Raw genomic sequence first — 14,157 nt, 5'->3', positions numbered from 1 at the left:
CCTCCTTAATTATTACTTAAACTGATTTTCATCTTTTATATACTTATACCCTATTTTGTTCAATTTATTTTTTAGTTCTTCTTCAGTTACTCCTAAATCATCACATAATACAGATAAATTAGAGTAAAAATCTCTTAATTTCATATTTACTATACTTAATATGATATTAGGATCCATAGATAAAAAACTTTCTCTATCCATACCATTTCTCCTTTTATCCTTAAAAATTTTATAAATATAAAAAATATAATTTTTATTTATTTGAAATCTTAAATAAAATATAACATATATTTTTTAATAAAAAAAGTGTATTATAAATCTTTTAGTGTATTTATTAAAATACTAACTCTATCTTATTATCGTAATTAAGTATAATTTTTTTATATATTTTATGTATTTTTTATAAAAAGTAAGGAACTACTCTTAAAAATTTATATATTTTTGAGTAGATTCCTTTTTTATTATTTATTAAGTTTTACTATTTTACTTCTGGTACTTTAGAAGCTTCACTTTTCTTTGGTGATTTATATCTTTTTTTCTCCCAACTTGCTTGCTGATCTTTTTTTGCCATTATGCTCACCTCCACTACATTATTAGTATTTATAATCTATTTTTAATTATTCCCTATTTTATTTAATAAGTTATTATTGCATAAAAAAGTCGTCAAGGTGAGCTTGCCGAGCCGTCGACTTTTTTTCGCGCATGTGCATTTCCGAAGCTTGCCTGAGGAAAATCTTGCACGCGCACTTTATTCTATTTTTACTCTATAGTGCTAACTTTAATAACTTATATGCTATAAATAATTTATCTATATATTTTAAAAATATAATTTCCTATAGAGTAAAAAAATAAAGATATTATGTATAAAATTATATTTTTAATCTTAATAACATAATATCTTCAAACAATATATTTAATATTTAATTTTTATTCTTCATCATATACTTCTAAATACTTAGTCTTTATACCATCTTTTTCCCAACCAAGTATAGAATCTAAATTAACATTTTCTGCTGCTTTAAATATTGATTTTTCTACACCATCAAAATTTTTCTTAAGCTCTTTTATTAACTCCTTTATTTCATATCTCTTATTACCTATCTTTTCTGCTGCAACCATGCATGCGCAATTTAAAGGCCAAATTCCTGCATTGTTTGTAAATCTTTTTATATAATCTTCTTCCACATAGTAAAGAGGCCTTATTAACTCCATTTCTTCAAAATTAGCTGCTTTGAATTTAGGAAGCATAGTTTTGAAATTCCCTGCATATAGCACATTTAATAACGTAGTTTCTATTACATCATTATAATGATGCCCTAAAGCTAATTTATTACATCCAAGTTCTCTTGCTTTGCTATAAAGAGACCCTCTTCTCATTCTTGCACAAAGATAACATGGATAATCTCTTGCCATTTTATCTACAACTTCAAAAACTTTTCCTTCATATATATGTACTGGTATTCCTAAATGATTACAATTTTCTATAAGTAATTCTTTTATTTGTGGATGATACCCAGGATCCATGGCTATAAACTCTAGTTCAAAGTTCATTTGACCATGCTTTTTAAGTTCTTGGAAACATTTCGCCATTAATAGAGAATCTTTTCCTCCTGATATAGCTACAGCAATTTTATCTCCTTCTTCTACAAGGTTATAATCCTTAACCGCTCTTACAAATTTAGTCCAAATATGTTTTCTATATTTTTTAACAAGGCTACGCTCTATTTCTTCCAAAGGCTTTTTCTCTTCAGTGGGAATAAGTCTCTCGCAGCCTTTTCCTGATATGCTACTCATTATATCACCTCATTTAATAATCTTTTTCAATTATATCACTTTTTAATATTATTGTCTTTATAGATATTACTTCCATAAATATATCTTTAACCTATTAACTATATAAAAATAATATTTTTCTCAATATCACATATATTTATAAAATCATATAACATGTACAACTTTGATCTTATTTAAACTTTTTCTTATAAATAGTATTATATCTCACTTTGATTATAATAAATTCTTTACTTTTCTCTTTTAATAACTTGTGGAAACTTAAAAACATTATATGGATCATACTTTGTTTTTATCTTTCTCAAAGAATTCATATGCTCCCCATAATATTCTTTCTCATAGTTTTCTAATTCAGCTAAAGGAAAATTAACGAAAGACCCTACTGTTAATTCTTTCACTGTATTAAACTTTATTCTAACCCATTCTTTATTTTCTTCTTCATATATATCATTTTCCCAAACCGATTGTAATCCCATTATAAATTTGGCATCTCTATAATAAAAAGCTGTATCTAATTTGTTAACATCAGAAATCGCCCCACCTGCACCATAAAAAGATACTGCTGAATATACAGCTCCTTCCGCTGGATTATCTACTAATTCTATAATCGCTTTTATTTCATTAGCACTATAATCCTTATAAACAAATCTTCCAGTAGATTTATATTTTTCGTAGTCCGGATGACTATCTTGAATCCATCTATTACATTGTAAAACAGTCATATACTTTAAATCAAATTCTACATTATCAACTATTTCTTTTAAAGGCTTCAATATATTCAAAGCTTCTTTATCATTTCCATAAAATAACCCAGTAATCTTAACGCCTCTTCCTTTTAATGCTGAATTATATATAGCAGTTTTTAGATTAATCCTTCTATCTAAACTTTTATACAGATGTTGCAAAACTTCGACAACCTTAATATTATCTTTATTACTTATATTTGGGTAGTTTATATTAATTAATGTTCCCATTTTTATTTTTTCTTTTAATTGTAGTGTCATAGAAGTTATTATTCCAAAATTTCCTCCGCCACTTCCTTTACAAGCCCAAAACAAGTCACTATTTAAATTTTCATTTAATAATAATTTCTTACCTTCGTAATTTATAAGTTCAGCTTCTATTAAACTATCACAGGCTAATCCTAAAAATCTACTAGAGTATCCCCATCCCCCTCCTAGTATTAAACCAGGAACTCCAACAGTAGGACATCCACCTCCCGGAAATGCATAACCTCTACTTCCTAAAGCTTCATATATCTCTCTATTTCGAACTCCGCCTCCTATTTTTACAATCTCTTCTTTTTCATCTATATAAATTTTATTAATTCTACTTATATCTATAACTGCAACATCATTGCCCGTTGAATATCCTTCGTAACTATGAGCTCCAGATCTTACTTTTATTTCTATAGAATTATTATTTGCCCATACTATTGAATTGACAACATCATCTTCATTATGGCAATAAATAACTACTAATGGATATTTTTTTATAGCCCTATTCCAAGAAGTTATACTTTCTTCATATCTAGAACTACCTTTTTTAATTACTTCGCCAGTTAATCCTGAATAGTCAATTTCCCTCATTCAATCACCTTCTGAAAATTATTTTTATATATTAGATGATATCATATCATATTCTAAAATCAACAAAAAACATCTTTAATTTAATCTTTATTTATTTGTAAATTTATCTTTTAAATATTAAATGCAATTTTCATCACATTTCTACTTTTTTTTACATAGTTTGTTACTATATATAATAAATGAAAGGATGTTTATTTGTGTGTTCTAATACAGATACCAATTGTGAAAAATGTAACTCTTGCATAAAAGACCCTAGCAAACTTTATTGTAATATAGCTTGTAATGACACTAGCAAAAATTGTCGCGAATCCCATAAAGTTTTTCTCCCACCTGTATATGCTAGAGCATTTGTTAAACTTCAACCTTATGAAAACTTATTCGATATTGAAAATGCTTTTGAAGCTGGCACAGTATTTAAAGACTTATATAGTCCATATTGTGATGTAAAATACATTAAGGGGGTAACAAAAAAATGAAACATCATGAGTATTTAGAAAAAATACAAAAACTACAATTCTTTGCTCTTGATTTAAATTTATATTTAGACAACTTCCCTACTTGTGAAAAAGCAAAGCATGATTACGAAGTAATTTCTTGTGAACTTAAGAAGACTGTTTGGGATTATGAAAAAGAGCATGGTCCATTAACAAATTTTGGTTCTGCATACTTTCAAAACCCTGAAGCATGGGTTAATAGTCCATGGCCTTGGGAAAATATGCACGGAGGTAAAAATTAATGTGGTATTATGTTAAAACTTTACAACACCCAGTTAACTTAAAATCTACAGATTTAAAAATGGCTAGAACTCTCATTACTCAATATGGTGGTCCTGATGGGGAGCTTGGAGCTGCTCTTAGATATTTAAATCAAAGATATACAATGCCAACAAATAAATCTAAAGCTCTTTTGACTGATATTGGAACGGAGGAAATGGCTCACGTAGAGATTCTAGGCACAATGGTTTATCAAATTATGGAAAATGCTTCTATAGATCAAATTAAGGCTGCTGGCTTAGACGGACATTATGCAGACCATGGTAAAGCTCTTTTCTATACAGATGCTACTGGAAACCCTTGGACAGCTACTTATATACAAGCTAAAGGTGATGTAATTGCCGATTTACATGAAGATATGAATGCTGAACAAAAAGCTAGGGCAACTTATGAATGGTTGATTAACTTAACTGATGATGCTGAAATAAAGAAAATATTAGGCTTCTTAAGAGAAAGAGAAGTTGTACACTATCAAAGATTTGGTGAAGCTTTAATGGATGTCCAAGATAATGCTAAACCTTCAGATTTTTGTAAATAGTACAAATTAGGGCTACTTTAATAAAAAGTAGCCCTAATTTGTTTTTGTAAATATAGAAAGCATATTTAAAATCAATTAGATTCAAAATATGCTTTCTATTATGTTGCTGACTTATCTATTAATTATAGCTTTATTGTCTTCCATTGAAATTAATACTAAATTATCTTTGCTATTAATTGAATTATTATTAAATGAGCTGGATAAAATACGTAAAACATCCACTTTGTAAAGCTATTCTTTAATCCTAATTTACCATTATATAATAATATTAATGGCAGTGAAAATATCATCATCCATTGATAATCAAAAATCATCAACTGTTCATATGCACCTTGTCCAAATAATATTGATACTATTGGCAATATTGAGAAGAACATATATGTTAATGATAATGTTAATTTTTTATTTCTAAAGAAATAAAAAATTAATGTCATTCCGAGTCCATAAATTGAAGCCTCTGTAAACATATAGACTATACCTAAAGTTATTACCATAATCGTTGTCGTTATATACGTTTTTTTTGTATTTACAGCTTTACCGTATTCTAATATTAATAATATTACAATAGATAATGCTAAAGATAAAAATATATTATTATGTATTCCTAGTATATTATCAATTCCAATCATAATTAAGCCAAATAAAAACAATCTTCCAAGATACTTCATTCTACTTTTAGTATAAAAAAATCCTTCTACTATTAAGAAAAAGAATATTGGTGCTGAAAGTTTTCCTAAATATCCAAACCAAATTGGTATATCATATATTCCACTTAAATAAGTATATATATGATCCATTAACATAGTAATAATTGCTATAACCTTTAATGTAAAAGAATTAAATATTTTCATTAATTCTACCTCCATCATTTTATAAAATAATTTTATCTTTTATTTTAATCTGCATCTATCGTTTTATATTTCATTATGGTTACATTTTTGTAATAAAGTAAAATGCCACTAAATTTTGCATTAGTGGCATTTTACTTTATTAATTTAAATATTAAATTTCTTTTTATTGCCTTGAACAAAAGCGGTAATATCTTCTATATCATCTTCTGTGAGTTCTTTTTTTCTCTTATTTAAAAGTAATTTCTTAGCTTTTTCTAAATTAGTTTCATCATCTACAATATCTCCAATTTCCTTTATACTATATACAAAATCCATAAATTCAGAATTTGTATATTTAGGATGATGTGCTGGAATATAAAAATTTGAATTATAGGAAATTAACTTTTCTAATAATGGATAAAGTTTTTCTTTGGTATAACTATATGGTCCATTATACATATCTAGGTACATAGCATCTCCCATGAAAGTAACTCCTTCTTCAACTACAGTTACTAAGGAACAATCATTTGAATGATCAGCGTCTATCCTTTCTATTTTTACAGTAACATTACCTAAATCAATTAATATTTCTCTATCGTATAGAATATCTGCTTTTGGTATATTTATTTTTCTGTCATTATTCGGATGTTCAATTTTTATATTTTCTTCACAAAATTCAATTTCTTCTCCATTTTTTACTCTTTCTCTAATTGCTTCATCGCTCCAACTTAAATTTCTCATCCATTCTATTTTCTCATTTGATTTATTATTAAATACATTTATTAAATTCATAGTTTCAATTCCAAAAACATGATCCCAATGCCAATGTGTAAGAACTAAATACTTAAGCTCTGTAATATTTAGTTCTCTTATGTAAGATAAAAATTCTTCTGCATGTGCTTTTGAATTTCCACCATCTATTATTAAAGAATATTTATCTCCTATAACCACTCCTAAAACTGGCCTATCTCCCTCGTGTACACAATCCATATAGTAAACCCTTTTTGTTAGTTTATTAAACATATTAGTTGCCTCTTCCTACATTAATTATTTATTGTATTTTCTTTATGACCGCATTCCGGGCACTTATAATATATCTTTCCATATTGATTATTATCATAAGCATATTCATATTCCTTCATAGCTTCACCACAAATTGGGCAAATCTTTTTATTATTATCTTCCAAAACTTTTCCTCCTATAACTTACAGTTAATCTATCTAAAAATTTTATCATAAGTTTTCTTTAACATATCACATTTTATATTTTCATCATCTCCAAAAATTTCAATAATCTTTTTATCAGAAACTAGGATATAATTATTACTCTTATTATTTCTATAAACTTTAACATCTGCTGGTAAATCAGTTTTTATCTCACTATATGAAATATTATAGTCTTTAAACCAATCCATCATTTTATTAAAATTCCACTCTATAACCCAATTATAATTACTTTCAAATAGCTCATAAGATAGCTTTCTATTTTTCCCATTAGCACTATAAAATATTGTATGAGCTAAAAAACTTTTATTTTCATCAATATATATACTTTGTTCATCTATTATTTCATCATTAAAATCCTTTAGAGTTAATGCATACTGATTTAAATCTTTTTTTTCATTATTACTATTAAATAAGCTATTAATAATAAACTTATTTATAAATAAAATTGATACTATAGTAATAATAAAGTACATAATTATATTTACTTTTTTCGTATTTTTATTAGTATATTTAACAGCTAAATTAATCATTATATATATAGCTAAAAAAATAGAACTAATAACAAAAATAATTCCTAATGAAAATATTTCTCTTTTTACAATTAATAAGATAATTATAATAAAGAAGCATACTATTGCTAAATTTATTATTAAAGATTTAAATTTTATCCATTTTAATGACTTTACTTCAACATTTTCATAACTCTCTTTAGTTATATCTCCTTTTATATACAATCTAATAAGTCTTATTAAATCAGTAATATTTATTATTAAGCATAAATATATAAAAAATATTAATAAGATCATTGTATTATTTGCTAAGAAGTTTAAACTATTTCCATTAAATATTGTATTGTACTGACTAATTCCTAGAATTATAAATGTAAGTAATCTAAGCAGTATTTCCTTTAATGAAGCCTTATTTATATATATAAACTTATCTAATGTACCTTCATAAATTTCTCCTGATATTTCAGGGTCTTCACTGCAAAATATTTGTACCTTTTCTATTTCACAAACAAAGTTCCATCCATAATCATTAAGCTTTTTTCTATTTTCTAAGGAAATGTTACTATTCTTTCCATCTAAAAAAGTAATCCCATTAACCACATCTACATAATATTTAATTGGGGTCGGCTCTATTCTTTTAAACTTAAAAAACTTTCCAAAAGCACCTTCCAGTTTCCATCCCTTTAAGGCCATTTCTTCAAGATACCTCTGTAGCTTTTTATACTCATATGGCACAAAATCTATTATTAAAATTTTTGTATTTCCTATTCTCATAAATTTCTCCCCTAATTTGTTATATATATTAATTTTACAGTATAGATATTCATTTTGCTAGTAATTGGAAATATTTTTCTAGCAATTTCATTTATTGCGTGTTATAATTTACCAAATAATAAACGCAATAAATTATTTAGGAGGCTCTTATATGACAAAGATACTTAATAATGAAATTGTTCTATGCTCTATAAATTCCCATAAAGAAATAAAAAATCACTCTGTAATTATAAATTTTATTTCTAATTTATTTGGGCCTGTTGGAAGAATTACTAATGATTTCAAACTAATTCTTACTATCGAAAACTTATATATAGAAGCTATAAACTATGCTACTTGGGGCGGTTTACCTGAAACTGCTTATACAGAAAAGATATCTTTAAATGATATAAAGTCTTTTGATGTAAAAAATGAAGGCGATGAAGAGTTTATTTGTTTAACTACTTTTACTGGTAAAAAAATTGCTTTTATTAGAAATAATACTGAAAAAAATAATTTAGCTTCAGAAATGGCTAATTTAATATATAAAAATAAATAAATTTAGATTTTTTCACAAAAATATACCCTATAAAATAGATACTAAAAAGTAAATCTATTTTATAGGGTTCTCTTATCCTTAAATGATACTTCATCTATCTATATTAAAAATTTAAAAATAAATATATATACTATAATTAATATAACAAATATCAATACGCCTCCTTTAACACATGGCAGCACTGATTTGCTATTTTTCATATTTTTAGGTTTTTTATTTTCAAAAATATTAACTATATCTATTTTTTCAATTATGCTTAAATATTCATTTGAAAAAGGTTTATATTGTATTGTCTCAATACCTTTAACTTTCAATTTAATTATAACTTCTTTATTCTTCAGCAGTGTAATTTAATATTTCAAAGTATCCTTAAATTAATTCATCATTATCGAAAGAAGCTTTTATCTCAGATAGATTTTTTTTGTAAATTTTCCTCTCTTAAACTACTCATAATTATTCTCCTCTCTTATTCTATATATTAGATAATCTTTATATAAATTCTATATTTTGTTCCTTAACAATAAGTATTTTATTCAAATTATACAATTTATGGGTTATAATGGTTTTAACTAATTGTGTTAAGGGGGGGATTTAATATATCTAAGCTATTTAAAAATAAACCTTTAATTATTACTTTAATTGTATTACTTTTTATTGCTACAAGTGTATTTTCATTCTTCTACTACAAAGAACATAACTCTGGCAATTTAAGTGCTAAAGAAAATATTTCTGAAATAAAAAAGCTTGATAAGGAACTTTCTGAAGAAAATTCTAATGAACTTAAAGAAAACACCTATTATTCTATTGAAAATATTTATGATATACTTCATAGAATGAGTAATAGTAAAATTATTGCTGAAGATAATCAAATTTGGGGCCGTCTTCCAATGAATTCTAATGATATTTCTACACTAAAAAATCTTATTGAAAAAGTTGATTATAAAGATAGAGACTACATGTTAGAAGTACTTTCTAGATGGGAAAATAATGATTTCTCACAAGCCGTTGAGGAACATAATTACTTTTGGAAAAAGCTTGGTGGTACTGTTGGAAAGGCGGTTTCTATAAAGGAATAATTGTTATTTTAGTAGTTTGATTTTTAAAAGAATTTCTATATTAAAACATAAATAGTACAAGAAATTTTTTAAAACCTCTTGTACTATTTTTTATTCCTGTTTCTCATATAATTTAATAAAATTAGAAACTTCGTTAATCATTAAGAAGCTTCTTAATTTCAGTGATGTTGTTTCCTTGTCTTTTTAGTAATTTAATTTCTTCTATTCTTTCAACTGCCTTTTCTCGAGAAAATTTTCTTGTTCAAAGGGAATCATACCTTCTTCTGTATAAAATTTAAGCGTACTATATCTAGAATTAGTACATCTCACTAATTCACCAATTGACACATCCTCAGATTCCAATATTTTTTCCATAGAACGTTGTCTAGACATTAGCTTATACAACTTCCTTAAATAGGATACTTTCTAAGACGTACCCCATGAATAGCTACTCTTCCTTGAATAGCTTCTGGAATGGCTTCATATATAATATTATCAATTTTAATAAGTGGAACCTTTCCCTCACGAATTACAGTATATGAATGACCATTGGATTCTAATCGTGCTTTTACCTCATCTAACCTTTGCTTAGCATTTGGAAACCATTCCTCTGTATCAATAAAAATTGATTGTGAACGCTCAATTACTGGAAATATAAAATTTATCCCTGTACCAGTAGGTGTTTTTATAGCATTTTTCTTCATATTCAAAAATTCTTTTACAGCCATTTCAATACCATGGTATATATGCACATCATATAACGTTTTTGCTATAGGAGTGGTTAATGATAATTCATTTATTCTCTTAGCTACTATTTCTAACTCACTCTTTGAAAATATATCTTGTAAACGTGCACTTTCACGAAGAAGCCACAACATAAAAATAGTTTCATCTGCTACTGGCCCCTCTTCTAAAAATTCTGCACGAATGGTCTCTGTAACATTTGTATATTTTTGCATATTACTTCTATATTCTTTTATAGAAACACCTGCACTTTCATAAAATAAGTCACAACATAAAATATTGGGGATTTCTTCAAGTAAATCAATCCCTTTTAAAGAATCTGCTATAGTATGCTCAAGATTTTTTAAATGCCTGCTTGATAAGTTAGAAGACTTTGTTAACCACCAATTTAAGTTTCCTTCCAAACTATCTTTTTTATTAAATAAAGGCTTAAAAATTGCTTCTTGATATAAAGTTATATTAGGATCATCTATTAAAGATTTCTGTAAAACTAACTTATCCTCTACTTGTGTGAAATATCCCTCTAAATAAGTCTCTAATATAACTGCTGCTGCAATACAGTGAAGAGATATTTTCTTTACTGTAGTCATATGAAGACTATCTTGGGAATTTAATGCAATAATAGAAAAGCTTTGTGCTAATTTTAATTCTTTCATAAATATTCTCCCTTTTAATCCTAATTATTTTTCTTAATATAATCAACTATATATAATTTTACTTACTACTTACGATTTAATCATACTACTATCATACTTATTTGTGAATAGATTCCAAAACCATTCAAGCATTTTTTAGAAAAATCACTTAATTATGGAAAAATAAACTGTTACATGGTTATTTCATAAGCAATAAGCATTTACATGTGTTAAAATTCAATATATAAGATTAAAATTTTAATAATAAGAGAGGTATTAAAATGGGAGTAAGAGAAAGAATGCAAAATGGTCAAATTTATACAGATTTATGTGAAGGTTTACCAGAAGAACGCCTTCATGGAAAAGAACTAGTTTATGATTTTAATCACACTCGTCCAAGTGAGGAAGAAAAAAGAAGTGAAATACTAAAAAAACTATTTGGTCATCTTGGCAAAAATATATTTATTGAACCTCCACTACATGTTGCTTACGGTAGTCGTATACATATTGGAGATAACTTTTATGCTAATTTTAATCTTGTGTTAGTTGATGACATAGATATATTTATCGGCAATAATGTTATGTTTGCTCCAAATGTTACAATATCCGTAACTGGTCACCCTGTACATCCTGATTTAAGAAAAAACGGAGATCAATTTTCTTTTCCTGTTACAATTGAAGACAATGTTTGGATAGGAAGCAATGTAGTTATTTTACCTGGAGTAACCATCGGTAAAAATTCTGTAATAGGAGCAGGTAGCATTGTTACAAAGGATATTCCTGAAAATGTAGTAGCTGTAGGAAACCCCTGCAAAGTTTTAAGACCTATTACCGATAGAGATAAAGAGTATTATTATAAAGATTTAAAAATAGATAGTTTTTAAATAAGGCTGTGTTAGAGAAAAATGTTGATATGACAGCTACTTCATCACTAATTTAAGAATTTCTCATATGTGATTACGCAACTATCATATCAACAAAAATATCTAACAGAGTCTTAGATATTAATATAAAAATCTTTAGATTTTTCAATATCAATTACAGATAATTAAGTATTAAACTATTAAACTTCATTTTTATCTTCCTTCATTACTTTTCTTATTTTCACTTCTGCGAAAGCTGGATAAAAACCTGATTTTAATGCAACCTTTTGTGAAATTATATGAGATTCAACAGTTCCATAAAAGGGCACCTTTCCTCTTCTTAATATTTCATTTTTCAAAGCTTGTACGATAGTACTAGCAACTCCTCTTCCCTTTGCCTCTGGTAAAACATTAACTCCAATTTGCCACATAATTTTAGAATCTTCACTGGCTCCAGCCACACCTAAAATCTTGCCCTCATCATCTACTGCAGCAACTGCTAATACATCTGGATAATTGCTATTAAAGGCAAAGGCTTCATCAAATCTATCGTCATCTCTAAATTGATGTATTTCATCTTTTTCATACCATTTTAAATTAAAATCTATATTATCTATGAAAGACTCATCCTTTGGTAAGTAGTAATGATGTGTATTTTCTATTTCATAACCAAACTCATTTAACTTTTTATCTATTCTTCTTAGAACTGAGTATAAAAACATCCATTCTCCTGGAAATTTAGATAATTTTTCAATGCACCAATCTTTAATGCATTTATCTGAAGATATTACTACCTTTCCATTAAATATAAGCATCTTTAGAATTCCTTCTTCATCACTGTATTTTCTGCTTCCCTCTATTATTTTTTTATCTGTAATTAAATTATTTTGATTATTAAAGTCTTCAATACTACAATTATAATCTTTTGCTAACTGTTCTTTTATTCTAAGTAAAATTTCTTTCCTCATAAATCTCATTTCCTAACTAATTATTTTTCCTAATTATATCATCTAAGTTAATTGAACACTATAATTAAAGTATTTTGTATATTAACAAATATTTTTATTTTACTACTAATAGTTATTGAGAATAATTTTCAATTACATTTCTTGTAATAAATTTTTATTAATATTTTCAAAAATTATAGCTTTCTGCATATTTAAATAAATAGAGATATCTTTTATATAATAAATCTCTTAAACCAAGTAAAATCAACAGTTTACAAAGGAACTAACGTTTCGTGAGCCCCTTTGAATTCTTAGTTTTTAGGCATAAAAATAGTACAAGATTCTTAACTTCTTGTACTATTTTTCATAATCTTCTTAAAATTTCTTATATATTAGCTTCAAATACTTGTCCATATGCTCTTGTATCTTTATATATCTCATCTTTTAATGCATTGAATTTGTTTTTACGTATTTTACTAAATTGATAAACTACTAATGCAATATTAGATAGTAAAGATATTAAACTAACAACAAAGAAAGCTGTTGAGTTATGAGTAGTAGATACTGGTGCTATACGATCAGCAAATTGCGGTACAGTCATTATAAACATAGTCCATAACCCTAGTGTGTGCGCACGATGTTGTAGCCACGCTCCTCTTTTTATAAAGAAAGCTGGAATTGTGCATGAAAGTAATAATATTACTCCACAATAGAATGAATGGTCTGCTATACAGTTGTAAGTATATGCAAAATTCCATAAATCGTAAGCTATAATCCAAGGCCAAATCATGTCAGGCCAAATCATATCTTTTGTTTCACTTTTAGAAATAAATATGCCTGTCCAACCACAAATTGCTATAATATTAAGCAACCCTGCTATACCATTCATAATATTCCAAGGTCCTGACATTACCCAAAGGTTATTTATAGTTTCACCATTCCATGCCCCATATGAAAAACATTGAAAATCACGAATAGATGCTTCTAAAATATTAACTGCTAGTATAATTGCTGGTAAAGCTAATGCCCACTTCTTTTTAGAAAGTTTGGAACTATAGCGAAGTGCCATAAACCAAACACATCCTGCTAATGCTGAATAAGTTTTTACCCAGTTAAACCAATTTCCTGTACCATATTCATTCCCAGGTGCTGCAGTTGTTGGCCAAACAAATATTGTTAGAAGTATCGGTGTAACTACAAATAATGCTATACCCCCCCACTTTGTTGAACGACCAAATTCATTGAAAGCCATTAAAGCAAATAAAACAAAGAAAAAAATGGCCCAACCTCTAAATCCAATTGATTCATATAAAATGCCCATAATATATAATTCCCCCTAATAAAT

General features: G+C 26.7%; 17 protein-coding genes. 6 read left to right on the top strand and 11 right to left on the bottom strand.

Translation table 11 applies throughout. The features are described from left to right. Positions 1–12 precede the first annotated feature (12 nt). The 3 genes from ACZJV1_RS05700 to ACZJV1_RS05690 form a co-directional block, all read right to left on the bottom strand. Positions 13–201 carry a DUF4250 domain-containing protein gene (locus ACZJV1_RS05700; RefSeq protein ID WP_460288090.1) on the bottom strand — a complete coding sequence of 63 codons (189 nt, stop codon included), beginning with the start codon at positions 199–201 and terminating at the stop codon, positions 13–15. Positions 202–927: 726 nt separating this feature from the next. After that, positions 928–1,794 (bottom strand): tRNA 2-thiocytidine biosynthesis TtcA family protein, encoded by an 867-nt coding sequence (locus ACZJV1_RS05695; protein WP_463651713.1) that lies wholly within the window; start codon positions 1,792–1,794, stop codon positions 928–930. Positions 1,795–2,021: 227 nt separating this feature from the next. Then, the gene (locus ACZJV1_RS05690) at positions 2,022–3,380 is read right to left on the bottom strand and encodes an FAD-binding oxidoreductase (protein ID WP_463651712.1); all 1,359 of its coding nucleotides are present in this window, start codon (positions 3,378–3,380) and stop codon (positions 2,022–2,024) included. A gap of 197 nt (positions 3,381–3,577) precedes the next feature. Here ACZJV1_RS05690 and ACZJV1_RS05685 point away from each other — a divergent pair, with 197 nt between their 5' ends. Genes ACZJV1_RS05685 through ACZJV1_RS05675 form a run of 3 tightly spaced genes read left to right on the top strand, consistent with a single transcriptional unit; the run spans position 3,578 to position 4,691 of the window. Then, positions 3,578–3,856 (top strand): spore coat associated protein CotJA, encoded by a 279-nt coding sequence (locus ACZJV1_RS05685; RefSeq protein WP_460288093.1) that lies wholly within the window; start codon positions 3,578–3,580, stop codon positions 3,854–3,856. Next, positions 3,853–4,116, top strand: a complete 264-nt coding sequence (locus ACZJV1_RS05680) for a spore coat protein CotJB (RefSeq protein ID WP_463651711.1) — start codon at positions 3,853–3,855, stop codon at positions 4,114–4,116. The genes ACZJV1_RS05685 and ACZJV1_RS05680 overlap by 4 nt, the downstream gene beginning before the upstream one ends. Next, positions 4,116–4,691, top strand: coding sequence for a manganese catalase family protein (locus ACZJV1_RS05675; protein ID WP_411170271.1), 576 nt, complete (start codon positions 4,116–4,118; stop codon positions 4,689–4,691). Before ACZJV1_RS05680 ends, ACZJV1_RS05675 begins: the two co-directional genes overlap by 1 nt. Positions 4,692–4,846: 155 nt before the next feature. Here ACZJV1_RS05675 and ACZJV1_RS05670 read toward each other — a convergent pair whose 3' ends face one another. From ACZJV1_RS05670 to ACZJV1_RS05655, 4 genes are all read right to left on the bottom strand, one after another. After that, a complete protein-coding gene (locus ACZJV1_RS05670) occupies positions 4,847–5,542 on the bottom strand; it encodes a TraX family protein (protein ID WP_463651710.1) in 696 nt (231 codons plus the stop codon). Positions 5,543–5,686: 144 nt separating this feature from the next. Further along, positions 5,687–6,544 carry an MBL fold metallo-hydrolase gene (locus ACZJV1_RS05665; RefSeq protein ID WP_463651709.1) on the bottom strand — a complete coding sequence of 286 codons (858 nt, stop codon included), beginning with the start codon at positions 6,542–6,544 and terminating at the stop codon, positions 5,687–5,689. A gap of 20 nt (positions 6,545–6,564) precedes the next feature. Further along, a complete protein-coding gene (locus ACZJV1_RS05660; protein WP_463651708.1) occupies positions 6,565–6,708 on the bottom strand; it encodes a hypothetical protein in 144 nt (47 codons plus the stop codon). A gap of 29 nt (positions 6,709–6,737) precedes the next feature. Beyond that, complete coding sequence (locus tag ACZJV1_RS05655; protein ID WP_463651707.1) at positions 6,738–8,030, bottom strand: DUF2812 domain-containing protein; 1,293 nt, start codon at positions 8,028–8,030, stop codon at positions 6,738–6,740. Positions 8,031–8,181: 151 nt separating this feature from the next. On the opposite strand from ACZJV1_RS05655, the gene ACZJV1_RS05650 reads away from it, so the two are divergent. Together ACZJV1_RS05650 and ACZJV1_RS05645 are read left to right on the top strand one after the other, a co-directional pair. Beyond that, entirely contained in the window at positions 8,182–8,568 is a 387-nt protein-coding gene (locus ACZJV1_RS05650) for a hypothetical protein (protein ID WP_463651706.1), read from the top strand. 575 nt (positions 8,569–9,143) lie between these two features. Then, complete coding sequence (locus ACZJV1_RS05645) at positions 9,144–9,644, top strand: DUF6241 domain-containing protein (RefSeq protein ID WP_463651705.1); 501 nt, start codon at positions 9,144–9,146, stop codon at positions 9,642–9,644. Positions 9,645–9,845: 201 nt separating this feature from the next. On the opposite strand, the gene ACZJV1_RS05640 is transcribed toward ACZJV1_RS05645, so the two are convergent. Together ACZJV1_RS05640 and ACZJV1_RS05635 are read right to left on the bottom strand one after the other, a co-directional pair. Next, positions 9,846–10,016 (bottom strand): hypothetical protein, encoded by a 171-nt coding sequence (locus tag ACZJV1_RS05640; protein ID WP_463651704.1) that lies wholly within the window; start codon positions 10,014–10,016, stop codon positions 9,846–9,848. A gap of 17 nt (positions 10,017–10,033) precedes the next feature. Further along, a complete protein-coding gene (locus tag ACZJV1_RS05635; RefSeq protein WP_463651703.1) occupies positions 10,034–11,023 on the bottom strand; it encodes a hypothetical protein in 990 nt (329 codons plus the stop codon). A gap of 260 nt (positions 11,024–11,283) precedes the next feature. On the opposite strand from ACZJV1_RS05635, the gene ACZJV1_RS05630 reads away from it, so the two are divergent. Then, positions 11,284–11,886: a maltose acetyltransferase domain-containing protein gene (locus ACZJV1_RS05630; RefSeq protein WP_463651702.1), complete on the top strand. Its 603-nt coding sequence runs from the start codon at positions 11,284–11,286 to the stop codon at positions 11,884–11,886. Between the two features lie 179 nt (positions 11,887–12,065). Here ACZJV1_RS05630 and ACZJV1_RS05625 read toward each other — a convergent pair whose 3' ends face one another. Both ACZJV1_RS05625 and ACZJV1_RS05620 read right to left on the bottom strand, forming a co-directional pair. Continuing rightward, positions 12,066–12,833, bottom strand: coding sequence for a GNAT family N-acetyltransferase (locus ACZJV1_RS05625; RefSeq protein ID WP_463651701.1), 768 nt, complete (start codon positions 12,831–12,833; stop codon positions 12,066–12,068). A gap of 364 nt (positions 12,834–13,197) precedes the next feature. Further along, positions 13,198–14,133, bottom strand: a complete 936-nt coding sequence (locus ACZJV1_RS05620) for a DUF5692 family protein (RefSeq protein ID WP_463651700.1) — start codon at positions 14,131–14,133, stop codon at positions 13,198–13,200. Positions 14,134–14,157: the final 24 nt, after the last annotated feature.

This window comes from Clostridium sp. LS3 (assembly GCF_055330225.1).
This window is presented reverse-complemented; position numbering and strand designations above follow the sequence as displayed.